The 26832-nt window shown below is 53.6% G+C and carries 23 protein-coding genes; 11 read left to right on the top strand and 12 right to left on the bottom strand.

Features of this window, described 5'->3' with window-relative positions; genetic code table 11:
• Nucleotides 1–295 precede the first annotated feature (295 nt).
• From K9N21_18100 to K9N21_18120, 5 genes are all read left to right on the top strand, one after another.
• Entirely contained in the window at nucleotides 296–3007 is a 2712-nt protein-coding gene (locus K9N21_18100; GenBank protein ID MCF8145826.1) for a cation-transporting P-type ATPase, read from the top strand.
• A 67-nt stretch (nucleotides 3008–3074) separates the two neighbouring features.
• Nucleotides 3075–3347: a hypothetical protein gene (locus tag K9N21_18105; protein MCF8145827.1), complete on the top strand. Its 273-nt coding sequence runs from the start codon at nucleotides 3075–3077 to the stop codon at nucleotides 3345–3347.
• 317 nt (nucleotides 3348–3664) lie between these two features.
• Nucleotides 3665–4336, top strand: coding sequence for a DUF5752 family protein (locus K9N21_18110; protein MCF8145828.1), 672 nt, complete (start codon nucleotides 3665–3667; stop codon nucleotides 4334–4336).
• Nucleotides 4333–5580: a glycosyltransferase gene (locus K9N21_18115; GenBank protein MCF8145829.1), complete on the top strand. Its 1248-nt coding sequence runs from the start codon at nucleotides 4333–4335 to the stop codon at nucleotides 5578–5580. Before K9N21_18110 ends, K9N21_18115 begins: the two co-directional genes overlap by 4 nt.
• Before the next feature lie 230 nt (nucleotides 5581–5810).
• Nucleotides 5811–7550 (top strand): trehalose-6-phosphate synthase, encoded by a 1740-nt coding sequence (locus tag K9N21_18120; GenBank protein MCF8145830.1) that lies wholly within the window; start codon nucleotides 5811–5813, stop codon nucleotides 7548–7550.
• Between the two features lie 207 nt (nucleotides 7551–7757).
• Here K9N21_18120 and K9N21_18125 read toward each other — a convergent pair whose 3' ends face one another.
• The 8 genes from K9N21_18125 to K9N21_18160 all read right to left on the bottom strand — a co-directional run bounded on the left by K9N21_18125 (nucleotide 7758) and on the right by K9N21_18160 (nucleotide 17062).
• Nucleotides 7758–8210, bottom strand: coding sequence for a GNAT family N-acetyltransferase (locus K9N21_18125; protein ID MCF8145831.1), 453 nt, complete (start codon nucleotides 8208–8210; stop codon nucleotides 7758–7760).
• Between the two features lie 30 nt (nucleotides 8211–8240).
• Nucleotides 8241–9077 carry a hydrogenase iron-sulfur subunit gene (locus K9N21_18130; protein ID MCF8145832.1) on the bottom strand — a complete coding sequence of 279 codons (837 nt, stop codon included), beginning with the start codon at nucleotides 9075–9077 and terminating at the stop codon, nucleotides 8241–8243.
• A 123-nt stretch (nucleotides 9078–9200) separates the two neighbouring features.
• Nucleotides 9201–12323 (bottom strand): FAD-dependent oxidoreductase, encoded by a 3123-nt coding sequence (locus tag K9N21_18135; GenBank protein ID MCF8145833.1) that lies wholly within the window; start codon nucleotides 12321–12323, stop codon nucleotides 9201–9203.
• 130 nt (nucleotides 12324–12453) lie between these two features.
• Nucleotides 12454–13605: a (Fe-S)-binding protein gene (locus K9N21_18140; GenBank protein MCF8145834.1), complete on the bottom strand. Its 1152-nt coding sequence runs from the start codon at nucleotides 13603–13605 to the stop codon at nucleotides 12454–12456.
• Between the two features lie 35 nt (nucleotides 13606–13640).
• Nucleotides 13641–14174: a (4Fe-4S)-binding protein gene (locus K9N21_18145; protein ID MCF8145835.1), complete on the bottom strand. Its 534-nt coding sequence runs from the start codon at nucleotides 14172–14174 to the stop codon at nucleotides 13641–13643.
• A gap of 2 nt (nucleotides 14175–14176) precedes the next feature.
• Nucleotides 14177–16186 carry an aldehyde dehydrogenase gene (locus tag K9N21_18150; GenBank protein ID MCF8145836.1) on the bottom strand — a complete coding sequence of 670 codons (2010 nt, stop codon included), beginning with the start codon at nucleotides 16184–16186 and terminating at the stop codon, nucleotides 14177–14179.
• Nucleotides 16187–16404: 218 nt separating this feature from the next.
• The gene (locus K9N21_18155) at nucleotides 16405–16857 is read right to left on the bottom strand and encodes a GNAT family N-acetyltransferase (protein ID MCF8145837.1); all 453 of its coding nucleotides are present in this window, start codon (nucleotides 16855–16857) and stop codon (nucleotides 16405–16407) included.
• Between the two features lie 16 nt (nucleotides 16858–16873).
• The gene (locus tag K9N21_18160; protein ID MCF8145838.1) at nucleotides 16874–17062 is read right to left on the bottom strand and encodes a DUF2080 family transposase-associated protein; all 189 of its coding nucleotides are present in this window, start codon (nucleotides 17060–17062) and stop codon (nucleotides 16874–16876) included.
• Between the two features lie 261 nt (nucleotides 17063–17323).
• Between K9N21_18160 and K9N21_18165 the strand changes: the two genes are divergently transcribed.
• Nucleotides 17324–17995 (top strand): transglutaminase-like domain-containing protein, encoded by a 672-nt coding sequence (locus K9N21_18165; GenBank protein MCF8145839.1) that lies wholly within the window; start codon nucleotides 17324–17326, stop codon nucleotides 17993–17995.
• Nucleotides 17996–18120: 125 nt separating this feature from the next.
• On the opposite strand, the gene K9N21_18170 is transcribed toward K9N21_18165, so the two are convergent.
• The 3 genes from K9N21_18170 to K9N21_18180 all read right to left on the bottom strand — a co-directional run bounded on the left by K9N21_18170 (nucleotide 18121) and on the right by K9N21_18180 (nucleotide 20514).
• The gene (locus K9N21_18170; protein MCF8145840.1) at nucleotides 18121–19107 is read right to left on the bottom strand and encodes an SAM-dependent methyltransferase; all 987 of its coding nucleotides are present in this window, start codon (nucleotides 19105–19107) and stop codon (nucleotides 18121–18123) included.
• A gap of 5 nt (nucleotides 19108–19112) precedes the next feature.
• Nucleotides 19113–19250, bottom strand: a complete 138-nt coding sequence (locus K9N21_18175) for a hypothetical protein (GenBank protein ID MCF8145841.1) — start codon at nucleotides 19248–19250, stop codon at nucleotides 19113–19115.
• Nucleotides 19251–19404: 154 nt separating this feature from the next.
• Nucleotides 19405–20514 carry a DUF362 domain-containing protein gene (locus K9N21_18180; GenBank protein ID MCF8145842.1) on the bottom strand — a complete coding sequence of 370 codons (1110 nt, stop codon included), beginning with the start codon at nucleotides 20512–20514 and terminating at the stop codon, nucleotides 19405–19407.
• Nucleotides 20515–20745: 231 nt separating this feature from the next.
• Here K9N21_18180 and K9N21_18185 point away from each other — a divergent pair, with 231 nt between their 5' ends.
• The 5 genes from K9N21_18185 (at nucleotide 20746) to K9N21_18205 (ending at nucleotide 23927) form a co-directional block, all read left to right on the top strand.
• Nucleotides 20746–21375, top strand: coding sequence for a hypothetical protein (locus K9N21_18185; protein MCF8145843.1), 630 nt, complete (start codon nucleotides 20746–20748; stop codon nucleotides 21373–21375).
• Between the two features lie 11 nt (nucleotides 21376–21386).
• Entirely contained in the window at nucleotides 21387–21569 is a 183-nt protein-coding gene (locus tag K9N21_18190) for a hypothetical protein (protein MCF8145844.1), read from the top strand.
• A 176-nt stretch (nucleotides 21570–21745) separates the two neighbouring features.
• Complete coding sequence (trxA, locus tag K9N21_18195) at nucleotides 21746–22069, top strand: thioredoxin (GenBank protein MCF8145845.1); 324 nt, start codon at nucleotides 21746–21748, stop codon at nucleotides 22067–22069.
• A gap of 190 nt (nucleotides 22070–22259) precedes the next feature.
• On the top strand, nucleotides 22260–23174 hold the full coding sequence (gene trxB / locus K9N21_18200) for a thioredoxin-disulfide reductase (protein ID MCF8145846.1): 915 nt from the start codon (nucleotides 22260–22262) through the stop codon (nucleotides 23172–23174).
• On the top strand, nucleotides 23175–23927 hold the full coding sequence (locus tag K9N21_18205; GenBank protein MCF8145847.1) for an outer membrane protein assembly factor BamD: 753 nt from the start codon (nucleotides 23175–23177) through the stop codon (nucleotides 23925–23927).
• On the opposite strand, the gene alaS is transcribed toward K9N21_18205, so the two are convergent.
• Nucleotides 23895–26549: an alanine--tRNA ligase gene (gene alaS, locus K9N21_18210; GenBank protein MCF8145848.1), complete on the bottom strand. Its 2655-nt coding sequence runs from the start codon at nucleotides 26547–26549 to the stop codon at nucleotides 23895–23897. The genes K9N21_18205 and alaS overlap by 33 nt on opposite strands.
• Nucleotides 26550–26832: the final 283 nt, after the last annotated feature.

A 26832-nucleotide genomic window follows, 5' to 3' on the forward strand; every position in this document is an offset into this window, starting at 1 on the left:
TGCCGTCCCCAGGAGCTGTATTCGGTTTTTGCAGCTCTTGGGCAGAGGCCCCCACGGGCGTCCGGAACGCTTCCGGGACTTAGGTGAAACCTGTTCGGTTGCGGGCGCCTGTCCGCCTTAGAATCTTTGGTGGCAATCCCGCCTTGCGGGACACCACGCGGAGAACTTACTGACACAGGTCCAACCCTGTTGCCCATTAACGGGTAACCATGCCCGATATCCAATAACCGGCACCACCTGAGCCGAATTTCATATAAATTCCTTTGGGCAGAGAGCATTTTGGGTCTTCAAGATCATGACGAATAATTCAGAACACTCCTTGAAAGCACCCTGGGCATCCCCCTGGGAAGAGGTGGCCGAGGCGCTGAGGGTTTCTGCGGATAAAGGCCTGGGGCCTGCGGAGGTGAAAAAGCGGCGGAGCCGGGCCGGACCCAATCTTCTCAAGACCACCCCTAAAAAATCCGCATGGGTGATCCTGTGGAACCAGGGCAAAAACCCCATTGTGGCCCTCCTGGTGCTGGCTGCGGGCCTTTCATTTTCCTTCGGCCGCTTGCTGGAAGGCGTCTCCATCGCCATAGCCATTGTGATCAACGGTCTCATCGGGTTTTTTACGGAACTGAAGGCGGTCCGGTCTATGGAGGCGCTTCATCGCATGGGTCACGCCACGGCCAAGGTCCTCCGGGAAGGAGAACTTCGGGAAATCCCAGGAAGGGATCTCGTCCCCGGCGACATCGCTCACCTGGAGGCCGGAGACGTGGTCTCCGCCGATCTGCGGCTTTTTGAGGCATCCAGACTTCAGACCAATGAGTCTTCCCTCACGGGTGAATCCATGGCAATTTCCAAAGAGATCTCCCAGCTGGAGAAGGACACGCCGTTGGCCGAACGACGCAACATGGTCTTTAAGGGGACTGCGGTAACCATTGGCTCCGGACGGGGAATCGTGACCGCCACGGGGATGCAGACCGAGTTGGGCAGCATCGCCTCTATGGCCCAGGAGGCTGAAGAGGAACTGACCCCCCTGGAGAAACGTCTCAACAGCCTGGCCTACCGGCTCATCTGGATTACCCTGGCCATTGCGGCATTATTGATCGTCACCGGTCTGATTGCTCAAAGGGAGATTCTCCTCATTATCGAGACATCCATCGCCCTTGCCGTTGCGGCCATTCCCGAGGGGCTGCCGATTGTCGCCACGGTTGCCCTGGCCAGGGGGATGTGGCGGATGTCTCGCCGCAATGCATTGATAAACCGCCTCTCTGCCGTGGAGACCCTGGGCGCCACAAACATCATATGTACCGACAAGACGGGTACGTTGACGGAAAACCGAATGACCCTTTCTCAGCTCCTCCTGCCGTCAAAACATCGGAATGAAATAGAGGAAATCGAGATCCGGGGGACAGCGGGGGAAGATTTCCGATTTCTGTCAGGCGATCAGGAAGTGGATCCTTCCGATGATACTGTATTACGGGAGGCCCTGCAGGTGGGGGTCCTCTGTAACAATGCGGACCTGGGGCGGCAATCCTCCGGAGAAAACGGGGACGGGGTGGGGGATCCGATGGAGATTGCGCTCCTCAAAGCCGGCCTGGGCGCGGGATGGCCCCGGGCCGACCTGCTCCAGTCCATGCCCGAGGAACGGGAAGAGGCCTTTGACCCGGACGTTATGATGATGGCCACATTTCATAAGGTCAACGGCCAATATCTCGTGGCCGTGAAGGGGGCGCCCGAGGCGGTGCTGGAGGTGTGCACCCGAATGCGAACCGGAGAGGGAGATACGGAACTGAACAAGGAAACGCGGGAAAGATGGCTGGATGCCAACGGACGGATGGCCGAAGAAGGTCTCAGGGTACTGGCTGTGGCAACCAAGCATACGGAATCGAGGGATGAGAAACCGTATGAGAATCTCGTCTTCCTCGGCCTTCTCGGCCTCGTGGACCCGCCGCGGAAAGATGTGGCGGGCGCTATTCAGGCCTGTCGGGAGGCCGGCATCCGCGTAATCATGGTTACCGGGGATCAGCCGGTGACGGCGAGGTATATCGGTTCCGTGCTGAACCTGACGGACGAAGATGGAACCGGGGTGATCCACGGTAAAGATATAGGAGATCCGGATGAGCTTTCCCAGGATCAACGCAATAGACTCTTACAGGCGTCTATTTTCGCCAGGGTGAGTCCAAAACAGAAGCTGGACCTGATTGCGCTTCATCAGAAAAACGGCGCTATCGTGGCGATGACAGGCGACGGGATTAATGATGCGCCTGCCCTTAAGAAGGCGGACATCGGCGTGGCCATGGGGAGGCGGGGGACACAGGTGGCACGGGAGGCCGCAGATGTTGTATTGAAGGATGACGCGTTCAAGTCCATTGTGGTGGCTGTTCAGCAGGGACGGGCCATCTTCGACAACATCCGGAAATTTATTCTGTTTCTCCTCTCAGGCAACGTGGGCGAAGTGATGATCGTCGCATTTGCACTGCTGGCCGGGGCGCCTCTGCCCCTCCTGCCGTTACAGATCCTTTATTTGAACATGATCGGCGACGTCTTTCCTGCCCTGGCGCTGGGTGTGGGGGAAGGGGATTCTTCTAAAATGAACCGCCCGCCCCGCGATTCAAAGGAGCCGATTCTTACCCGCGGGCATTGGATCGCCATCGGAGGATACGGGTTCTTGATTTCGGCATGCGTGCTGGTCGCCTTTTACATCGCACTTGCCTCGCTGGAGATGGACACGGACAAGGCAGTAACCGTGTCTTTTCTAACCCTGGCATTTGCCAGGCTCTGGCACGTGTTCAACATGAGAGATAAGGGATCCCGTCTCATACGCAACGACGTCACACGGAATCCCTTTGTGTGGGGGGCATTGGGACTCTGTTCTGCGTTGCTGGTTGCAGCCGTCTATCTTCCAGGCATTTCCACAGCACTCCAGATGGCGCCCCCCGGCATATCGGGATGGGGGGTCATCTTCGGGATGAGCCTGATCCCCCTTTTCATCGGACAGACCGTGAAACAAATAAGGAGCTAGAGGCGTCGCATAGGGCGTTTCCAATCTTCTGATTAATAGGACTGGAGAACGGAACCGGAGATATGAAATGGACCTCGTCATCAGAGCTTTGATAGACCGCTTGTCAGACAAAGGTCTGCCCATCGACGTCATCCCTGCCTGCATCCGGAATGCACTTCAGATCATTGCCGTGGATCCCTGGATCCCCCTTGAGGAACTGAAAGCGGAGATGCAGTCCCTGGGCTGGGATGATTTGGATCTGGATGAATGCACTTTTCAGCTCATTATGGCCACTTTGGATCCGGGTTCCGACGATTATTCCGCGCTCAGGTTGTCAATACATGTGCAGCAACCATGCTGACCATCGGAAGAACAAGGAGAGCACACCACGGTTCGCCTGATGCGCCATTCTTGAATTTCAACGGTGCGGTAACCAAGCGCTACGCCTGTTTTTCCATACATAAAGGGGTTGGATCGTATACGGGATTTAACCCATTTACTTTGTCAATATAAGCTGTTATACTTTTCTTCGACATTCAGAATTCGAGGATTCTGCAGACTGAGCGTTCAAGGGTGAAGCGGTTTATGACCACGGCACGCATGACACAGGGCGGGTCACCCCATCCGCCTGAGCCGGGTCGGTTCGATGACCAATCTACAGGATAGAAGGAAATTACCTTGAGTAATCCCGAAATACCTCCCTTTTCCATCAAGGATTGTGCATTAATTGCCATTGCCTCCGGAAAAAGGGCTCAAAATTTGCGAGAACTGCGAGAGCACTTGCGGTCTATCGATCCCGGAAGCATCTATTATCATTTCTGGGGCGGTTTGCTGAGGCCTCGTTTTAATGATCCCGAATACCATAACGACTTTGCCCATTGGGTGGCCCACAGCCTTAACAACAAGAGCCTTGCGGAAAGGCTGGCGGTTATAGATCCCACGACATTCGGATCAATGGAACTGATCAGAACGGAACTTATCGAAACAATCGAAGACAGCCTGGATGAAATCGCCTTTCCCACCTGGGCCAAAAGAGATGATCAATTCGAGTTCATTCAGCACCAGATTGTCGTCTTTGATACCAGGATGACAGCCAACACCCCGGAAGATTTCCTCCATATCATGCCCGGGATATCCGTCGGATCGATATTTTACCATTTTATCGATGCGAGACGCCGAAGTCTCAACTCTCTGGATGATTTTCAAAATTGGCTGATGAATTCCGGAGAGGAGTATCAGGTGCTATGCCGGATGATCAATGACATATGTCCTTATTTTACCTCCTTGAGAAAATTGCGTGAGGAGCTGGCAAAGGTTTTCGAGACCTATTTTCAGAAAGAGGAATTGTGAAAGAGAGCAGCCTGCTTGAAAAATATGCAGAGATCGCGGGGAGGGATGTCATTGAGCATTTACGGCAGCTGGCCCGGCCTTTGAAAGGACTCCGTCTGGTGCACGTTAACGCGACCCGGATGGGAGGAGGTGTTGCCGAAATATTGCAGAAGATGGTGCCCCTGATGCAGGAGCTTGGCATCGAAACCCGGTGGGAAGTCATCACCGGCGAAAGCGCCTTTTATCAATGTACGAAGAGCTTTCATAATGCCATCCAGGGGAATCAGGTCAGTATACCTGAAAGTTATCTCACGATATACGAAGAGACCAATGCAGAAACAGCCGAAAAGCTGAGAGAGCCATTGGAAGACGCCGATTTTGTTATTGTTCACGACCCGCAACCCGCTGCCTTGATCAAACATTTTCCAAACCGCAGGGGGAAATGGGTCTGGCGATGCCATGTGGATGCCAGCAAGCCCTTCAGGCCGGTGTGGCGATATCTGAGCAACTTCGTCTCAGAATATGATGCAAGCATATTTTCCATCTCAAGTTTCGCCCAGCAACTCCCGCACCCTGCATATATTATCGCCCCGAGCATCGATCCGCTGCACGAGAAAAATATTCAATTATCCCAGGAAGAAATCAGAGCCGTACAGAACCGGTTTGAAATCGACCCTGAAAGGCCGATGATTCTCCAGGTTTCTCGTTACGATCGATTTAAGGATCCCCTCGGCGTCATTCACGCGTTTCAGCTTGCAAAGAAATTTGTTGCCCCCTTGCAGCTGGTACTTGCGGGAGGAGGGGCCACAGATGATCCCGAAGGGGAAGAAGTCTTGCAGGAGGTCCGATTGGCTGCCGTGGATAATCCGGATATTCACGTGCTCCTCCTGCCCGGGGACGCATTCCGTACGATCAACGCCCTTCAACGCTGCGCAGACATTGTCATACAGAAATCCACTAAAGAAGGTTTTGGGCTGACGGTCACCGAAGGCATGTGGAAGAAAAAACCGGTGATAGGAGGGGATACCGGGGGGATTCGGTTACAGGTGGTAAATCATTACACGGGGTTTTTGGTAAACACGCCTGAAGGTGCCGCGCTCCGGATTCGATATCTTTTCCACAACCGAGAGATCATGGACAGGATCGGAGAGACGGCAAAGGAGTTTGTACGTGAGAATTTCCTCATTACACGGCAATTAAGGGAATATCTGACCTTGATTCTCGCCCTTTTCAACGGTAAATCGGAACGCATTGAACTCGATTAACCCCTCATCCCTCCTGCGGCGTCGATAATGCGTCCGCCTCAGACGGGCCGCACCGACTCCCATATGGTAACTGGTGCCTGAAGGAAAACCCCGTTCAGGCACTGAATATTGAAGAATTGAATATTGAAAATTGATGGAATAAATTTAAGCTTAACAAAACGGATTCTCACATTTGCCTGCTTCTTGATTTCCCGGGTTTCCGTTCGGGTACTAACTATCGGATACAGCATATGAGCGACCTGGTCATTATTTCAAACAGGGGGCCCTTCAGCTTTTCAGAAACGTTTCTTAAGGACGCCCGGAATTCTCTGAAGACAGGGAAACTCCCGGACTCGCCCGAGTTCGGAGCCGGGGGTCTGGTTCAGGCAATGTCCGGGCTTTTGAAACCGGGCGCCTGGACCACCACATGGATTGGCGCCTCATTGGGCGACAGGGATATCGATGTTGCCAGAGGTCATTATACGCGGTTATTCAATAGGATGACCAAGGCCGGGATTGCCCCGAAACACTTTCCCCACATCGAGATTGAACCCGACAACAGGATGCGTTTCAGATATCAGAATTATGATTTTTACATGCGGTTCGTCTTGTTCGACACGCGGCATATGCACAGTTATTACAGCAACTTCGCCAATGGCTTCCTCTGGCCTCTCTTACACCTTACCCGGGCCCCCCTCTTTTACAAGAAGACCGGTGTGTTTCCCAGGCCATTTTTTGAAAAGAACGATTTCGTGCAGTATACAAGCAGTGCCGTCACCTTTGCCAACACCATCGTCGATGAGATTCGAAAGAGCAGAGAACTCTGGGAAGAAGGAGATGACGTTGTGGTTTGGAATCAGGACTATCACCTGATGCAAATTGCCGAGATTTCCAATTTATTGCTTAAGGAGGGGGGACTTTCGAGTGAGATCAACAGGAGAATCCATGTGGGTCAGTTCATGCACACCCCCTTTTTCAATATTCATGAAATCCAGGGGCTCATTCGGGAAGACAAGAGAAAAAGGGTCAAGACTCAGATTTATGAGCCCTTCGGGGAATCCGTTGAAAGTGTATTGCAGAAATTGACCTGGGGTCTGCTTGCCAATGATTTTATCGGGTTTCACACCAAGGAATTCTGCGATCACTACCTGGAGGCACTTGAAGAATGGTTTCCCGTCGAAATCCGGATAAATGATCAATCCTATGAAATCTTTCACCAGGATCGGGTGACCACCATCATGCCGATACCCATCGGTCTGGATGTGGATAATATCCTTGCCGAGGTTTCGGCAAAGAACAAATTGAATTATAGATTAGGGAGAGAGAGCCTCTATCGGAAAATCAAACATGACAGAAAACAGAACAAATATATCTTTGGCGGTCTTGAGAGGTGTGATTATACCAAGGGGCTGGTGGAGCGGTTGGACATCTTCTATCATGCATTCCAAAAATTGAAAGGGTTAAAGAAGGATGCCCATTTTTATCAGGTATCGATCCCGAGCAGGATGGATAACCCCCATTATCAATACCTCAATACCGTACTGAGCGAAGAGGTTTCGAAAATGAATGCGAAACTGCCGGGCGCTCCGATCACCCATATCGACAAAGGGATACCCTCGCCTCAGAACTATCGGTTTATGAAGGAAGTCGATGCCATGCTCGTCACCCCCCTTGAAGACGGGATGAACCTGGTCGCTTTTGAATATATCCTGTCGCAGAAGTACAAACGTCCCGGGGATCGGGGCATCCTTGTTCTGGGCACGAGCGGCGCGTCCAGGGTATTGACCCAGAAGGGCTTTGGAGAAGAAGACGGGATTGTGTATGCAAACCCCTTTAAACCCAAAATAGCCGGAGAGAAGACCGCACAGGCCCTGGTTAACGGCCGGCATATATCCGATAGGATTATCAGCTATGTTGAAAATGAAAGAAGGATTGACGACTGGGCCGAAAAAAACATCCATGCCATTCTGAATTGTCGAAAAACAGCGTGACGGCCCGTTCTGAACCCGTTTTTTGAAGACATGCAGACGCGTCTTGTTGTTGGCGCTGCCGCTGCAGATGCGGATTCATTCGCACAGTCCCGCTGTGTGCGGGATGCGCACGAATCCGCGTAACGGCTTGGACGGATATTTTAGAAGACCGGCAGAACAATCCTGAAAGCGAGGGATCTGAGAAAGGACCGTATCACCGAATCCGCATCAAAAGCTTCGTTCCAGGTTAATGGTCTTGGACGGGCTGAATCGGTTCGCGCTGAAGAAGCGGATCAGGTTTGAATTATTCCAGTCGACCAGGGTGTTTACTTTGTGAACGCCGACGCTTTTCAAATGATCCATGAACTCGTTCATCAACTGCTCGCCGATTCCCGTATGCTGGCAGCCGGGGTCGACGCCGATGGTATCCAGTCTGGCTTCTTCCTGAAAAATACCATACTCGCCCATGTAAATCTCCCCCATGACAAACCCCACCACCTTCCCGTCTTCATCTTCAGCCACAAGGGAAGCCGGGAGGTAATCCTTGGACTTGAAAAGCTTTTCAAACTTTGATTCATAATACTCGGGCCTGGAGGCCTTGAGTATCTTCTCGTCGATCTCCACCACAGCGTCGAAATCGTCGGCCTTCATGAGTCGAATTTTGACAGCGCTCTCGTTCATAGGGTCTCCAAAGAATCTCTCTCGTCCCGGTTACTCTTTTTTGCTCTTTCTGGCCACCGTCCTTTCCTCCTCAGGAATAGGAGGGGGAACAGGGCCGCCCACGATTCGCGTCACCGCGGCGAAACGGGGGGGACAGGCCTCAAAGCAGGTGCCGCATTTAATGCACTTCTCCTGATCGATCACATGAATCCGGTTCTTGCCGCCTTCAATTGCCTCTACAGGACATTTCTTGGCGCAAATCATACACGCCTGGCACTTTTCCGGATCAATATAGTACGAAGGCGCTTCACGAAACAAGGCCTCGATTTCGTCGCTGGTGAAAAATCCGTCATAGTCTTCCGGGTTTGTAAGACGGGTATCCAGTTTCTCCCTTTTTGCCATCTTGATATAAGGGACGAGCTTTGAGACTTCTTCAATTTTGGTTTTCAACTCACGGGTATCGATTCCTTCGCTCGTGCCCAGGGGGCCTAACGCTTTCACCTTTTTTCCAAAGTCATTCATCACTTCGGCAAAGAGGATCCCATCCCCGGCAGACATGAACCGGATGCCCAGCCTTTCCGGGTTCAGCCCGATGTATTCCATTATCCTTTTGCAGAGAAGCGCCATGTTGAGTGCATGGTAATTTCCATGCGTCACATAATTGCACTCATTCAAACGGCAACCACCGATAAACACGCCGTCTTGCCCGCTGGAGAAGGCCCTGAGAACAAATTCAAGGTCGACTCTGCCGGAACACATCACGCGAATCAGCCTGACATCCGTTGTATATTGCAGTCTGGAAACTCCAGCCAGGTCAGCGGCCCCGTATGCTCACCAATGGCACACAAAACCTAATATTTTGGGCTTGAATTTAACTCCCGCACGCATTCGTCTATAACTCCTTTATTGGCAATCCCGGCTGTCGTCATTCACCTGTGATGTGCGATCGCGGGCCCTTTATCCTGCACCCCCATCCCACATCTCACGTCCCCGGCACTCCCCCATCGGGGTCTACACGTCTCCAACCGCCATATCAAACTGCGACAGGGCCTCTTCCTCCGGACCCACCGCATCGATCTGGCTCATGATCTCTTCGTCGGTAAAGTGCTTGAGCCTGATGGCCCCGGTCGGACACTTGGCATTGCAGAGGCCGTCTCCTTTGCAGATCACAGGATTCACTACGGCCTTTTTCCCCTGTCGGGTCTCACGAAACTCGACAGCGCCATAGACACAGGCTTCGACGCACGCCCCGCACCCCATGCATTTTTTCTCATTCACCTCACACACAGATCCTGAGACGGTGACGATATCATTGGAAAGAAGGGTTAAGGCCCTGCCTGCGGCCCCGTAGGCCTGGTTGATGGTCTCTGATATATGCTTGGGATAATGGGCCGTACCACACAGATAGACGCCTTCCGCACTGAACTCGACAGGCCTCAATTTGACATGGGCCTCTTTGAAAAAATCATCCGGTCCCAGAGAGACCTTGAACAATTGCGCAATCTCCTTGTTTCCGGCGGGGGGGATGACCGCCGCGGCCAGGGCAAGGATGTCGGCATCGATGGCCAGCTTCTCTCCTAAGATGGGATCGGTCACGCTCACCCTCAAGACAGGCCTCCCTTCCGCGGTTGTTGCCTCCACCTGAGGGGCATCCCCGGGCTCCCAGCGGATGAACTTGACATCCTTATTGGACGCCTCCCGGTAAAAGTCCTCTTTCAATCCGTACGTTCTCATATCCCGAAAGAGAATAGTGATATCCATCTCGGGATTTTTTTCCTTCAGTTTCAGCGCGTTCTTGACCGCCTGGCTGCAGCATACCCGGCTGCAGTAATTTCTGTCTTCATTCCGGCACCCGACGCACTGGATCATCACCAGGTTCCGGCAATTGATGATCTTTTCTTCCTCCCTGGCGATGTGCCCCTCCAACTCCAGCAGGGTCAGGACCCTGTCATCCTCTCCATAGAGATATTCGGTCGGCCGGTACTCATCCGCACCGATGGCGATGACGGTGGCGCCATGTTTGATCTCTGTGACCCCTCGGTCCGACGTCACTGTGGTCACAAAATTTCCCACATACCCGGTCGCCTCCTTAATAACGGCATCGGTATAGACATGGATCCGGGGGTGCTGGTAGATCTTGCGCACCAGATCCCCCAGATAGGCCTGGACGTCCAGCCCTTCCAGGGTGGTATGGATTCTCCTGGCCATCCCCCCCAGGTCTGGGGCCTTTTCCACCAGGTAAACCTCGTGCCCCTGGCTGGCGATGGAGAGGGCGCATGTCATGCCGGCGATACCGCCGCCCACCACCAAGGCCGTCTTGTTGACCGGCAGATCGATTTCCTGCAACGGCTCCAATAGTGCGCATCGGGCGACCGACATCCGGATAATGTCCTGTGCCTTCCGGGTGGCCTCTTCCGGCTCTTTTGAGTGGACCCAGGAATCATGCTCCCTGATATTGGCCATTTCGCAATAATATTGATTGATCCCCGCCTCCCGAAGGGTGTCGCGGAACAAAGGCTCAAGGGTCCTGGGGGAACAGGCGGCGACCACCACCCGGTTAAGGCCCTTTTCCTCGATCATATCGGTTATTTCTTTGGCGGAATTGGTCGCGCAGGAAAAGAGCTGTTCCTGAGCGTAGACCACATGGGGCAAGGTCAGGGAATATTCAACGGTGGAGGGCACATCGACGATCCTTCCGATATTGGCCCCGCAATGACACACAAAAACGCCTATACGCGGCGCCTCCTGGGCTACATCCTTTTCTTCCGGATAGACCCTCTCTCTGGTCAGTTTTCCCCGCCGGTAGTCAAGGAATTCGCCGCACTGGGCACCTGCCCCGCTGGCGGTAAAGACCGATTCGGGGATATCCATGGGGCCCTGGAAGGCGCCGCTCACAAATATTCCACGTCGGGTGGTTTCCATCAGATTGGAAGGCTCGGCTTGGCAGAATCCGTGTGGGTTGAGGTCGATCCCGAACCGATCGGCCAGGGCCGTTGCGTCGGCAGGGGGATTCAATCCGACGGATAAGACCACCATATCGAATTCCTCCTCTTTGACGCCCTCGTCCGGGGTCGAATATTTTACGATGAGATTCTTGGTCTCCGGAACCTCTCTCACAACGGATGCGTAGCTTCTGATAACCCGGATCCCGGGGAGTTGTTCGGTTCGCTGGTAGTATGGTTCAAAATCCTTGCCGTAGGATCGGATATCGTTATGGAATATGGTGCACTCGGCCTCTGCGTCATGGTCTTTTGCCAGGATCACCTGTTTCTGGGTATAGGTGCAGCACACAGCGGAACAATAGCTGTTGTCGCCCGGGGTCACCCGTCTGGACCCCACGCATTGAATCCAGGCGATCTTATGGGGATGCTTCTTGTCGGACGCCCGCAGGATCTCCCCCTCGTAGGGCCCGGTGGCGCACAAAAGCCGTTCAAAGTCAAGGCTGGTGACCACGTTTGCATATTTTCCATAGCCGTAATCGCCCCTGATTCCGGGGTCGAACGGTTCATAGCCCGGCGATAGGAGAATCGCCCCCACGTTTATTTCCATCTTCTCCGGTTGTTGCTCCAGATCGACGGCGTCATTCTGACAGACCGCCTCGCAGATACGGCATTTTTTCTCTTTCAGGTAAAGACAGCTTTCATCAATATACGAGATCAGGGGAATGGCCTGGGCGAAGTATATGTGTACCGCCTTATTCTGGGATATCTCCTGATTGAACGGATCAGGATATTGGGCCGGGCAGTATTCCACGCAGGTGCCGCATCCCGTGCATTTGTCCTCTTGAATGTACCTCGGCTTCTTGAGCAGGGTGACCTTGAAATTCCCTGCGTCCCCTTCTGCCCTTTCCACTTCCGTATAGGTGAGAACCTCTATATTCGGGTGCCGGCCGACCTCGACCAGTTTGGGTGAGAGGATTCACATGGAGCAGTCATTGGTGGGATAGGTCTTGTCCAGCTGGGCCATATGCCCGCCGATGGCAGGGGATTTCTCCACCAGGTAGACCTTGAACCCCGCGGTGGCGAGATCGAGCGAGGCCTGAATGCCGCTGATGCCGCCGCCCACCACCATGACGTCTCCAAAATTGCTGTCCTTAAAACTTTTACAAAGCCGCTCAATCTGTTCGTTTTCCACTTTTATCCGCCTTTATCAAATCTAAAAAATTCTCACACAAAGGCACAAAGCCATAAAGTTTTACTTATCGGTTGGGAAAAAATTCTTAAATCCCTCAATCCTTCAATCCCTGAATTCCTCAATTCCAATACTAAATCACTTCCGCGATAATCTCTGTAATGTCCTTAACCTCTATCTTTTCATCCATACCCATGGTTATTCTGCTGTCCTCGAACATGGTGATGCAGTACGGGCAGGAGGTCGCCAGGACCTCAGCCCCGGCCTCCACCGCCTGTTCTATTCTGAGGTCGGAAAATCGTTCACCCTTCTGGGTCTCCATCCACACCCTGCCCCCTCCCCCTCCGCAACAGAGACTGTCTACCCGACAATCGGGCATTTCACTCAACTGTAATCCGGGCACCTTTTTCAGGACCTCCCGGGGCTCGTCATAGATGCCGTTGTGCCGACCCAGGTAGCAGGGATCATGATAGGTGACTTTCTTCGCATACTCCTTTTTCAGCTCGAGTCTTCCCTCATGAATGAGCTGAAATAAATATTCGGACATATGGATCACGTCAAAGTTCACACTGAATTCGGGATACTCGTTCTTGAACGTATGGTAGCAATGGGGAGAAGAAACAAGGATCTTTTTCACCCCATGATCGATGAAGGTCTTTATGTTTTCCCTGGCCAGGCGTTTGAATAATTCTTCATCGCCCGTCTTTCGAATGCTCTCTCCGCAGCAATTTTCCTTTGGACCCAGTATCCCGAAATCCACCCCTGCCTGGTTAAGAATACCCGCTGTGGCCACCGCCACCTTTTTTAATCTGGGGTCATAGCTGGGATAGCAGCCGGGAAAATATAATATCTCCATCCCCTCGGTGAATTCTTTTACAGAATGTCCTTTGGCCCAATCCCCCCTCTTGGCGCGTTCTTCACTCAAGGTGTTGCCTTCACCGACAAGACTTCCTCTGATGGTGCGGATAGGCTGGACCGCCTTTGGGAAGACACCGTATTCCGTGGCAATCCTCCGCAGGGCGATTCCGGAGTCTATCTGCTGTACATCCCTCGGGCACTGCTGGGGGCATCTTCCGCAGGTCGTACACAGCCATATATCTTCACTTTCAATATCCGTCATACCGAAGGTCGCCTGCCGGACGATCTTGCGCATACTGAAGTTCCGCACCCGATTCCACGGGCAGACCACATCGCACAATCCGCATTGAAAGCATCTCTTGAAGGCGTCTCCACCGCTCGCCTTGATGACATCAACGATCTCTTTGTAATCAGCTACATTCTCCACAATATTTCTTGATCCTCTTTTTCAAACTGAAGGGTCTATGCCTTCATCGACAACCGGGCAACGGCATCCATGAGTTCCTGGGCCCCGTACTTCTGGGCCAGCGATTCCAACCCGATATCCAATTCCTTCTGCTCTTCCGCTTCTTCCGCTTCCTCTTCCCTTTCCTCGTACGTCAGGGCGTCCACCAGACACCACTTCACGCACAAGGGCTCTTCTTCGCCTTCGCACATATCACATTTAAGCGGAAGACCCGAGTCCGGCTCCTTGAAAATGTCCCTGGATGGGCAGGAGGCCCTGCAGAAGGCGCACTCTTCGTATTCCTTCCCGTCAATGACATACTTGTCTCTGCCCATGCATTCGGCTGCCGTATACTCGCCCGCGTATACCGGGACATAGATGTCTCTGAGCGGATAACGGATGATCCGAATACGGGACCTGGCCGGATTATTGCTGCTGTATTTCGGCTGCGCGTGAAAGGCCGAGCAGACCACCTCGCAGGCCCGGCACCCGTTGCACAGATCAGCATTGACTTTTATGGTCTTGATGATTTTCTTGTTTTTATCACCCACGGCTATGCCTCCTTCTCTTTTTCCGCCGAGGTCTCCTGGGAAAGGGCATCCGGACGATCTGAATAAACCCCTCTCTTTTCAAAATCTTCGAATACGTAATCCAGACCCAGTTCATGTAAAGACGCTTGGGTAGGAATCCCCTGCTCATTCCATCCCTTGAATTGGTAGTACGTATCCAGGAGCTTCTCTTCAAGCTCGGGAAATCTTTTCTTCCAATGATCCTTCGGAGGCTTCTCGTCTTTTCTCCGCATGCCTCTTCTTATATTATTGGCCCTCACCAGCGTCCGGTATCTCTTAATGGCCTGCGTCAGCAGTTCTTCATCCATCTCGATACCGGCCCCTGAGGAGATGAATTGAGGATAATTGTGCATATGATAGGGCGGTTTCAGAGGGAATGACGACAGACCCGCGCACATGCCGAGGGCGTCATCGATATAGTGCATCCGCTCCTGCCAGTCCACAATATCACAGCACATTTCAGGGGTCGGATAATAGGGGATGGAATTTTCCCCCCGCAGCTCCCAGTCCAGAAAATACTGTTTGAACTTCTCATCCGGCACCTGGAACCAATCCTTGACAAAGGCCTCCCGATCCTCCCTCGTGGGGAAAGGGGCCTGGGGAAACTGCCCTTCAATCTGGGTGATGTTTATCTTCTCGCCGGTGGCATACATGAGGAAATAGATGGGATTCAGCATGGACAGTTTGAGGGGGAGCTGCTCATGTTTCTTGATATTATTATGCGCATAGGCCTCCGCCCCCTTGCCGATCTCTTTGGCCGCCCAGTAGGTCCCGTTAGCCAGGACATCTCCGATCCCTTCCCGACGGACAATCCGGTCAAGGAGCCAGTAAAATCTCCCCTCGTTGTCCGACGGCATTCCAGGAAAATCATCATCCGTTAAGATTCCGTCCTCGTAGAGCTCGAGGGCGAAGGCCATCACCTGAGGGGTTGAAAATCCGTCCACCCCGTACTCCGTCGCACTCTGGGCAATGCCCAGACCGAATTCCAGGTCTGCGAAGGCCGCCATGGTATAGGTCAGTTTGGAGAAGCATTTCATCATGTAGGTGGGAAGGCCCGGAGGGGAAATGGTGGCCCCGCATGTCATGGGACAGTTGTAGCAGCTGATCAGCCGCGTCCGCATGCTGTCCAGGGTCTGCGCCCACTCCTGTGCGATCTCTTCGTTCCAGAAATCCTTTTGGCGGATACGTGAATTGCCCCACATGAAATTCTCGGTATGCCACTTCTCGTCATGGACCTTCATCTCCTGCGGCGATCCAAGCCCTGCCAGAATGGGCATGACCCCTGGAATAGGATGTTCATTGCGCCATTTGATATACTCCAGGACCTGATTGCAGAGTTCCATGAATTCTTCCGGTCGGGCAACATTGATGTCTTTGGTCCCCCGAACCGCAACGGCCTTGACCCCTTTGTCGCCCATAACGGCCCCGATGCCTCCCCGGCTGGCGCTGGACCTCCCCTGCTCGATGGAAGCAAAGTAGACCCTGTTTTCACCGGCCAACCCGATCGCCGCCACCTGGGCCCTCGGCTCGTTCAACTCCTGTTGAATCAATTCCGCGGATTCAACCGCGCCTTTCCCTTTCAGGTGAGAGGCGTCGCGTATTTCCACCTTGTCATTGTTGATCCACAAATAGACCAGGTCCGGGGACTTGCCGCGAAGGATCACCTTGTCATATCCCGCATGCTTCAATTCCGGGGCCCAGAATCCCCCCATCATGGAAAACGCCATCAACCGGGTCTGAGGCGAAATAGTGGAAATAATGGTACGGTTGCATCCGGTTGCAGGCGTGCCGCATAAAAGACCGGCGCCGAATATGAGTAGATTGTCCGGAGAAAACGGGTCCACTTCAGGGGGGACCCGATCCCACAATATCTTGGCATTGGTGCCCAGTCCCCCCAGGTACAGTTCGGTGTCTCTCGGGTCGGTTTCCACCCGCTCGATGTTTCCCCGGGTGAGATCAATTTCTAAATTGAATCCTGTCTCTGCATACCTCATTTTTTACCTCTTCACACTTAGGGCCTCGCCCCGATGGGAATGTTGGAATACCGGAATGGAATAACGGGCCATGGGAAGATGCGGCAGTGCCTAATTGGGAAAAATTCACGTTGACATCCCATCACTCCATCATTCCATGAGTGCGTCGATGAAAATGTCCTTGATGTGGAACCGGCCCGGTCTTCACCTGGAGGGAACAGCCGGGCCGGGCGCAACGATCAACCCTCCAATTCTTTCCGGAGATTGATGAAGTTACTCCGGTCAAAACCCAGCGTCTTAAAAAAGGACAAGAGATCCACAGAATCCCACCGGACCGAGGTATAGATGTCGTTGATCCCCTTTTCCCGGTATACCGCCAGTATGGCCTCTGCCAGTTTTTTTCCGATACCCCGGCCCATAAATTTGGGGTCAACGCCGAGGGTAGCGATCCAGGCCCCCTTTTCAAGCCCGAAGCCGCCGAACACGATGTAGCTGATCATGTAGCCGACCACCTTCCCATTGTTCACGGCCACGAAGCTGGCATCTTCGCCCTTTCGTACCTGGTCCTCAATAATATATCTGAAATCAATGGTTACGGGTGACTGGGTAATGGCCGACTGAATCCTGCTGATATCAGCGGCATCCCCGACCTGAATCCTCCTGATCTCCAGATTTTCAACCTGTTCATTCATAGCAAATTCAACGTGGCTAATTGAGCCTGATGATTTTGACCCGGCATCCCACCCAATCCGGTGGCAGATAGACGCGCCCGCTGTTGCCGCTTTGCCTCACGACCTTTTCGACCATCTCTTCACCGTACACCTCCAGCTTGACCTTGCCGCGGTCAGGGTCCGGAGCGCCGTTTTTCTCTTTTTTGGGTTTCTTTTCTTCGGGCATTTCTGTTAAGCTGTGCTCCTGATCCCCGCAGCTGGACTAAAAAACGCAACTATCTATAATATATTACAAATTTACATTTCTATGGATGAAAATCAGGAAAATATATGGTTACAATTTAGCTACATCGTAACTACGTGTCAAGGAAAAAATGCCCACCGTCGCCGGCAACCTGGTAGGTATTCTTTTGAAGAATAGACCTTTACATCAAAGGACAAGCGCGTACAAGGAGCAGCCCACATGAACCCGATTCTCCCCGAATATCTGGCCCCCACCTCCATTATTGACAGCGATCACCCCGCGGTCAAAGATTATGCCGCCGCAACGGAGAATACGCGGGATATGATGGAACGGGCCGTAAATCTCTATTACGCCGTCCGTGACGGCATCTGGTACGATCCCTACTATCCATTTTATCTCCCTCAACATTACCGGGCCAGCAACGTCCTGAAAAGCGGCCGGGGCTACTGCGTCTGCAAGGCCTCCCTCCTCTGCGCCCTGGGGAGGGCCTGCGGCATTCCCTCACGGATTGGGTTTGCCGATGTCAAGAATCACCTGGCCACCCGGCAGCTCCTCGATTTCCTGGGATCAGATCTCTTTGTCTACCACGGGTACGTGGAGTTCTATCTGGAAAACAGATGGGTCAAGGCGACCCCGGCCTTCAATAAGGAATTGTGTGAGCGGCACCGGGTAGCCCCCCTCGAGTTCAACGGTCGTGAGGATTCCATTTTCCACCCGTACAATCTGGAGCAGGAGCTGTTCATGGAATATGTGGTGGATCACGGGACCTATGCGGACATCCCGGTGGATGTCATTGTGACTGCCTGGAAGGCGGCCTATGGAGAGGAGAGGGTCAACGCCTGGATTCAGGGATTTGAGACATCGGGGAAAACCACACAGCGCAACTTCCTCAGTGAAACCGTGGTCGAAGATTGAGGAATTGCGGATTGAGGAATCTGGGAATTTAGGGATTTAGGGATTGATGGATTGGGGGATGTTTTGATTTCCAGATAAACACCCTATGTCTAACGCCTCGCGCCTCGCGCCTCGCGCCTTCTACATCAGAGAATGCCGGAAATGATACCCGAGGCGTTGGGGCCTTCAAACGGCAGCCTTTTGATGCGGCCCAGTCCGGCTTTTGTCATCATCTCCCGAATCTGGCGGTCGGTATAGGAGCGACCCTTTTCGGTATTCACCAGCATATTGAGGGAAAAAACAGCCGGGAAAAGCGGCCCGTCCGATGTGTCATTCAGGATAAAGTCGTGGATCAGCATCACCCCGCCCGGAGAAAGGGTCGAAACCGTTTTATTGATGATCATCTGACACTCATCGGGCCCTTCGCCGTGAAGCACGTGGGACAGCCATGCGACATCGTAAGTCCCGGGGATGTCGTCCTGGAGGTAATTGCAGGGGACAAAGGCGATTCGGTCCGAGAGGCCGAAACCGGAGATGGTCTTTTCTGCAAACGGCCTGGACGTGGGGAGATCGGCCACCGTTGCCCTCAGACCGGGGTTGGCGAGACAAAAATGGATGGCATAGGTGCCGGGACCGCCCCCCAAATCAAGGAGATGACCCCTCCCCTTCAGATCGATGATGCCTGGCAGACGGGGGGCAATTCCCATGGCCATGTTGAACATCCCCATAAGAAAGCTCTCTCGCTCTCCAGGGTCCGGATGGCGCCTTTCGCGAACGGGCCTGCCGGATATGACCGCCTGATCCAACCGTGCCCATGCCTCTACCAGGTGATGGTGGTGCATCACCATGTAGCCGATATATTGAGGAGAATCCTTAACCAGGAAGTTCCTGCTGAAGGGGGTGTTGACATATTGCTCCCCGGTCTTCTCAATAAGCCCCATGGCTGCAAGGGCGTTCAAAAGCGCGGCAGTTCCCCTCACATCAGAGGGGAGATGTTCGGCTATTTTTTCAGCGCCGGCATTGCCGGCCTCTATCATAGAAAAAATGTCTAATTTGACGCCCGCATGTAAGGTGCATGCCTGCCAGTAGCTTCCCGAGACCTCCAGAAGTCTGCCCGCATTCCACTCAGTCATCCCAGTTATCCCTGATCCACTTTGTCTCTGACGCAGGCCACCAGCGTCTCGATCTCTTTCTCTTCCAGTTTTTTCAAAAAATCGAGGGTTGCATCTGTTTCCAGGACTTTTTTAAGAATCTTTATCAATTCATCCTTTTTCATGGTATGGCATTCCTTTAGATCCGGCAACTTTTGGCATGGCGGCATCCGTGCAGCACCCATGCCGTTGGACAGCGCGTCTCTTATAGCCCGGGGGAAGCGATTCGTCAATCAAAAGCGTGCTCTCTCGTCCCACTTGGAATTGTCTCGAAAAAGATCAAATCGTCACCAGCTTATATTCTCGGCTCCCAAGCCCTATCGACTCGGCATGATTGAGCTGAACGGTCCAGTCTATCTTGGGATAGATGCCCTTGAATTTATCTTCACCCGACTCCCTGCATCCCGTGAGGCACGAGCCTTCACTCGCCACCTGCTGATTCACCAGATCCACGGAGGCCTGATCAATGGCCACAGGATCTCTGGACGCCAGGATGCCGATATCGGGAACCAGGGGGGCGTCGTTATGCCCGTAACAGTCGCAGGCAGGAGAGATATGGGTAAGGAAATTCAGAAAAAAGGACTTCTCCCTCTTTCCCTTCAACACAGCCGATGTGTACTCCGCCATCTTTTTCTGAAACAGGGGGATATCGGCGTTCCACTGGACATCGATGGCCCCGTTCGGGCAGATCAGGATGCACTCGCCGCAGCCCACGCACTTTTCAGGGTCAATGCCCGCCTTTCCTTCATTCAGGGATATGGCATGTTGCGCACAGTGGCTCACACACTCCCCGCAGCCGATGCATTTCTTCTTTTTGACCTTGGGCGACAGATCCGAATGCTGCTCAAGCTTCCCTTTCCTGGCTGCACACCCCATCCCCACATTTTTGATGGTACCCCCGAAACCGGACAGCTCGTGCCCCTTGAAGTGGGCCGCACTGATCAAGACCTCGGCTTCTGCGATCTCCTTTCCGATGTAGGCGGTCTTTATGATCTCCAGCCCTGTTTTTACCGTTGCGTAGGAGGCGCCCCGGATCCCGTCCGCAATGATGAGGGGCGCGTTGACCACTGAATAGGCAAATCCGTTTTCCATGGCGGTGATGAGATGAGAGACGCTGTTCCCCCGTGTACCGGCATACAGCGTGTTTGCATCGGTCAAAAAAGGAGATGCCCCAAGATCCTTGACCGCGTCCACGATCGGACGAATCAGAATGGGCCGGATAAAAGCGGCATTCCCCTTCTCGCCGAAATGCACCTTGATCGCGACCAGGTTCCTGGCCGCAATGATACTGTTCAGACCCGCAGCTTCCATGAGCCGCTTCAATTTAGCCGGAAGATTTTCCTTCATAGAGGTCCTGAGATTGCAAAAATAGACATTACTGGCAACCATGCTGAATACTCCCCCTCCCGAGACAGGGCATATGCTCCTGATCGTCGCGCTGTTGGATATTGGGCGTGTTGAATTGTCTCGACATCGCCGGTTTTTCATTGACAAACCTACGGTACTGGATTATTGATTTAAACTCAAGTGTTTCTTGAATCTCCCGCCGTTGGGCTCATGCCCCGGCCGCCGGATTCGAGGCGGACCGCTGATCCGGAAAATAACAGAAAAGATGATCCCATGAACAAAAAAATTCTTCCAATCCTGGCAGGCGGCGTACTCAGTATTGGGTTACTCCTCTTGCTCTCCGGCGCCGTCTTTGCGGACGACCCCAAAAAGATATTGTGCATTGAGGCCTACGACATGCTCAATACCGTCCCTGACACCTACCTTATCGATGTCAGAACCCGGGAAGAGTATCAGCTTGTGGGGCATCCTCTCAATGCATACCTGTTTCCCTTTATGTTCATGAGTTCGGAACTGAAAAAAACCAATGACACTTATGAATACCCCATTAACATCAAGAACAAGGATTTTATAAAAGAAATCACCCAGGTCTTCAAGCAGACAGACAATCTTCTCATTATCTCCCGGAGCGGCCTGCGGAGCGAACTTGCGGCAAAAGAACTCATGAATGCCGGTTTCAAGAAGGTCTATGATGTGGAGAACGGTTTTGAAGGGCCTGAATTCCCCTTCTTTTCCGACAGCAACAAGCATAAATTCTACCGGCAGCTTGCTAAACGAAATAAGATCTATGGGTTCAACCATAGACGACATTATGGATGGCAGTGGTGGGGGCTCCCGTGGACGTACGAGATGGACCCGAAGTTCATCTACCCCCCCGACCTGAACCCACCCAAAAAAAAATAGGGAGGATGACCATGAACTCTGAAGAGCTTATCAAACTTATGCAACAAGTGGACGAAAAGGGGATCAGCTGGGAAACGGTGGAGAAGAAGCTTAAGGTTTCTCATGAGGTGCTGGATCTTTACACCCACTCCGGACCGGTACCGGTGACCATCATCAATAACCTGAATAAACTGCTGGAACAACCCGCCGGGTAGACGTACCCGCATTCAAAATTATTCTATCGGGTGTAACCTCAGACGCGATTCTGTCTCTTCTTATTAAGTGGGGTGAGATGAGTTTATGAACAGCGCCCGGCTGCTCTTGATAAACCCTGTTTGGGTCCCGGTTACCGAAACGGTATGACAATGTTGCATTGAAAGGAGATAAAAATATGGCCGATCTGTTGCATGTATCGGATGCAGATTTTGAAAAGGAAATTGTTCAGGCGGATATTCCTGCCATGGTGGACTTCTGGGCGGAATGGTGCGGTCCGTGCAAGATGGTGGGGCCGACCGTTGAGGCTTTGGCAAAGGAGTATGAAGGAAAAATAAAGATTGCCAAGATGGATGTGGATCAAAACCGTGAAACGCCCGCCAAATTCGGCATCCGCAGTATCCCGACCCTCATCCTTTTCAAGGATGGCAAAGTGGCCCACACCCTTGTTGGGGCGCTGCCCAAGGGCGATATCGAGAAAGAATTGAAAAAACTGTTGTAGGCATTTCACGTATCCCCCCAAGGCGGCCTGACCGCCGCAACCAAAAGGGTATGGGTGCAACTCCCGGCAATTTTTGAACGCTTACCGATAAGGCGCCAACTTCTCCGCATGGCGCGGAGAAGTTACCACCAAAGATGCTAACCCTGACGGAATGAAGGCGGGGGGTTGTTTGGAATATGTTGGCGATGATATGGAAGATTTGATCATTATCGGCAGCGGGCCCGCGGGCCTCACCGCCGGCCTGTATGCTGCCCGGTCACGGCTGAAAACCCTGCTGCTGGAGAAACTCAGCCCCGGCGGACAGGTGCTGCTCACGGATACGGTGGAAAATTACCCCGGCTTCCCCGAAGGAATCTCTGGTTTTGAGTTGATGGACCGGATGAAACGCCAGGCGGAAAACTTCGGACTCATCATCCAGAGCCAGGAGGTCGTCCGACTCAATCTCACCCCGGAGAAGAAGGAGGTGGTCACGGATAAGGGAACCCTGGAGGCCCGAAGCCTGATCTTGACCACCGGCGCCACACCTCGGAAACTGGCCGTCGAAGGGGAAGAGCGGCTGACGGGCAAGGGGGTTTCGTATTGCGCCACGTGCGACGGGCCGTTTTACCGGGACCGGGAAGTGGCGGTCATCGGGGGGGGGGATACGGCCGTCGAGGAGGCCTTGTACCTGACCCGGTTTGCCAGCAAGGTCCATCTGGTGCATCGCCGAAATGAACTCAGGGCCACAAAGCTGCTTCAGGAAAGGGCGTTCGCCCAGGAAAAAATAGCATTTGAATGGGGGACCATCCCCCATCGCATCCTCGGCGAGGCAGGGGTGGAGGAAATCGAGCTGAAGCATGTGAAATCAGGCGACCTGTCCCGGCTGCGGGTGGATGGTGTCTTCGTCTTTGTGGGCTACGATCCCAATAACGAGCTGGTGAAAGACCTGTTGGAACTGGACGGTTACGGCTTTGTGGTGACCGATAATGACCTGAGAACCTCTAGCCCGGGAGTTTTTGCCGCCGGCGATATCCGGTCCAAGCTGCTTCGTCAAATATCCACTGCTGTAGGGGAAGGCGCGACAGCCGCCTTTGCCGCAGAAAGGTACCTGGAAAACGGGATATAAATGCCGCCTGCCATACCCACTCCCAGATCTAACAGATGGATCCTGCAATTGATTGTGGGGATCTGCCTGCTCCTCCTCTTGAACGGATGTGCCCTCTGGAACAGCATCTTTGGCGGGGGGGAAGAGCTGACCCCTGCGGAACTCATGGCCGACGGGATGGAGGAATTCAACGACGGTAACTTCGAGACTGCGGCCGAGATGTTTCAGAAGATAAAGGACCGGTATCCGTATAGTAAATACGCCACCGAGGCCGAACTCAGGATGGCCGACGCCCAGTACGAAAAAGAGCTTTTTGACGAGGCTTATGACGGATATACGGAGTTTGAAAAGCTTCATCCCAGAAACCCCAATATCCCCTATGTGATGTTCCGGAAAGGGATGTGCAATTTCAGGCGGGTGAGTACCATCGACAGGGATCAGTCCTACACCCGTAAGGCACAGGAGGATTTCGAGCGGCTCATCAAGATGCACCGGAGGAGCCCCTATGCCGAAAAGGCCCGCCGGAAAGTGCGGGAGTGTTACATAAAACTGGCCGAGCATGAGATGTATGTGGGTGATTTTTATTTCAAGATGGCGAAATACCGGCCGGCCATGGAACGATATCTGTATCTGATCGAACACTATCCCGATGTCGGGCAATATCATGAGTCCCTGGAAAAGATCAAGATATGCAGGGAAAAGATCGCCGAAACGCCCGAAGAGCTGTCCTGGTGGGGCCGGTTAACCCACTCTATTCATACTATTTTCAATTAGCCCATACAAGGTCTCAAGGGCCTGGCCCAGTTTTTCCGGTTGATCCCCGCCGCCCTGGGCCATATTCGGCCGACCGCCGCCTTTTCCCCCCACTAGGCCCGATACCTGCCGGATAATTTCGCCCGCATGGAACGTTCCCGTTAAATCATGGGTCACCAGACAAATCAGCATCGCCTTTCCGTCTGACCTTGCGCCCAAAAGGACGATGCCCGAGTCCAGCTTATCCTTCACCCGATCCGCCCATTCCCGAAGCTCTTTTGGCGAACCGGCCTCCACCTCCCGGGCGATGGCCCGGATGCCCTTGATCTCCCGGCCACCTGCCAGGAGGTCATCCGATCTCTTGGTAAGAAGTCTGGCGGTGAGGGTTTCGACCGCCCGCTCCTTTTCCTTCAGGGTCTTCAATACCCGTTCGATCTTGTCGCCCACCTGGTCCGGCGTCGTCTTGAGCAGCAAGGCCGCGGTCCTCAGTCCATGGTCCCTCTGCAGGGTATATTCAAAAGCGGCTTCGCCCGTCAGGGCCTCGATCCGGCGCATATTGGCGGCCACCGCACCTTCACTGACAATCCGGAAAAGACCGATATTACCGGTCCGTTCCGTATGGGTCCCCCCGCACAGTTCCATACTGATCCCGTCGCCGATGGTGACCAGCCTGACCGTATCGCCGTATTTCTCTTCAAAGATGGCCATGGCCCCGGTTTTCATGGCCTCTTCCTTTGACATCACCTGGGTTTGAACCGGGAGATTGTCCCGGATATGCCGGTTCACCAGACGTTCGATCTCTTCGATTTTTTCCAAAGACACCTGGGTAAAATGACTGAAGTCGAATCGAAGCCTGTCTGCGGAGACCAGAGACCCTGCCTGTTTCACGTGATCGCCCAGCACCTCTCTGAGGGCCGCGTGAAGGAGGTGGGTGGCCGTATGGTTACTGGCCGTGGCCCTCCGCCTTTCAAGGTCCACCGCTGCCTCGACCCTCTCGCCGACGGTCAACTCACCGGTCTCCACAAAGCCCCTGTGGACAAAGAGATCGGTGCCGGCCTTCACTGTCTGCGTTACCCGGAACCTTGCCGCAGGGCCCCTAAGCCAGCCGAGATCCCCTGTCTGCCCCCCCGATTCTGCGTAGAAGGGGGTCTGGTCCAGGACCACCTCGGCCGTTTCGCCGGCCGCGACTGACCGGACCTCTTTCCCATCCGCCACCATGGCGAGGATCACCGGTTCCGATTCCAGGCGATCATATCCCACGAAGCGGCTGACAAGCCCGCGGCCCAGGAGCCTTCGCAAGGTCGCCGGGACCTCCGCCTCCCCGCTTCCCTTCCACGATTCCTGGGACAGGGTCCTCTGCCGGGACATGGATCTGCCATAGCCGTCCGTGTCCACGGTCAGGTTTTCGTCACGGGCCACGTCTTCCACAATATCGAGGGAGAGCCCGTAGGTGTCATAGAGTTTGAAGGCCACCTCACCGGGGATGGTATCGAGCCCCTTTGCCCGCAATTTCCCTATCTCTTCTTCCAGCACCCGCATGCTGTAGTTGAGGGTGTCGGAAAAGCGTCTTTCCTCATTTTCCACCACCCCCTCGATCAGGCTCCTTGCCCGGATCAGCTCGGCGTAATCCTCGCCCATGACATCGATGACCTTGCCGCAGACAGAGCTGAGGAATGCTCCCTTCAGGTCCAGAACCTGCCCAAAGCGGAGAGCCCTCCGGATAATCCGCCTCAGGACATACCCCCGTCCTTCATTTGAAGGGATGATCCCGTCGCCGATCAAAAAGGCGGCGGCCCGGGCATGATCGGAGATCACCCGGAAGGCCACATCCTCTCTGTCCCGGCCCCCGTATCGCCGCTGAGATATCTCCTGGATGCGCAGGAGGATATCCCTGAAGAGGTCGGTATCATAATTGGAGGGGACCCCCTGAACAACCGCCGTAATCCTTTCCAGCCCCATCCCGGTGTCGATGTTGGGCCGAGGAAGGGGAGTCAGGGTACCGTCCGGACCCCGATCGAACTGGGTGAACACCAGGTTCCAGATCTCCAGAAAGCGATTGCAGTCGCACCCGGGGGCGCACTCGGGCTTTCCGCATCCTGCAGCCGGACCCTGGTCCATATGAATCTCCGAACAGGGTCCGCAAGGCCCGGTATCTCCCATGGCCCAGAAATTATCCTTTTCCCCCAGCCTCACGATCCTGTCCGTCGGAATCCCGATCTTCTCCTCCCAGATCCGGTAGGCCTCGTCATCATCCCTGTACACGGTGATATGGAGCCTTTCAGCCGGAAGTCCATACCCTTTGGTCAGCAGTTCCCATCCCCACTCGATCGCCTCCTCCTTAAAGTAATCGCCGAAGGAGAAATTTCCCAGCATCTCAAAAAAGGTATGGTGTCTCGGGGTGTATCCGACGTTTTCGAGATCATTGTGCTTGCCGCCGGCACGCATGCACTTCTGTGATGTGGCCGCTCGGGTATATCCCAGGTTCTCTTCCCCCAGAAAGGCCCCCTTGAACTGGACCATCCCCGCATTGGTGAAAAGCAGTGTGGGATCATCCCGCGGGATCAGCGACGAGCTGTCAACGATCCGGTGGCCATGGGCCCTGAAGTAATCCAGAAAAGCCTTCCTGATTTCCCTGAAATTCATTGATCCACCTTACGTGTCATATAATTTGGGAACTGAAGAATTTAGGGATTTGGGAATTCAGGAATTTAGGAATTAGAGGAAATCATCCCAATCCCTTAATGCTTCAATCCCTTAATTCCTCAATCCCTCAATTCCTAAATTTCTAATCCCCCAATTCCTCAATCCGTCATCCGAATATTGCGTCAGGACGCCTCTGCCTCCGCTTTCTCCTTCACCACCTTTGTCAGCCCCGTATGTTCCCGGATCAGGCCCGCAATTTTGTCTCGGATATCTCTGTTTTCGG

Source organism: Deltaproteobacteria bacterium (genome assembly GCA_021737785.1).
Taxonomy (GTDB): domain Bacteria; phylum Desulfobacterota; class DSM-4660; order Desulfatiglandales; family Desulfatiglandaceae; genus AUK324.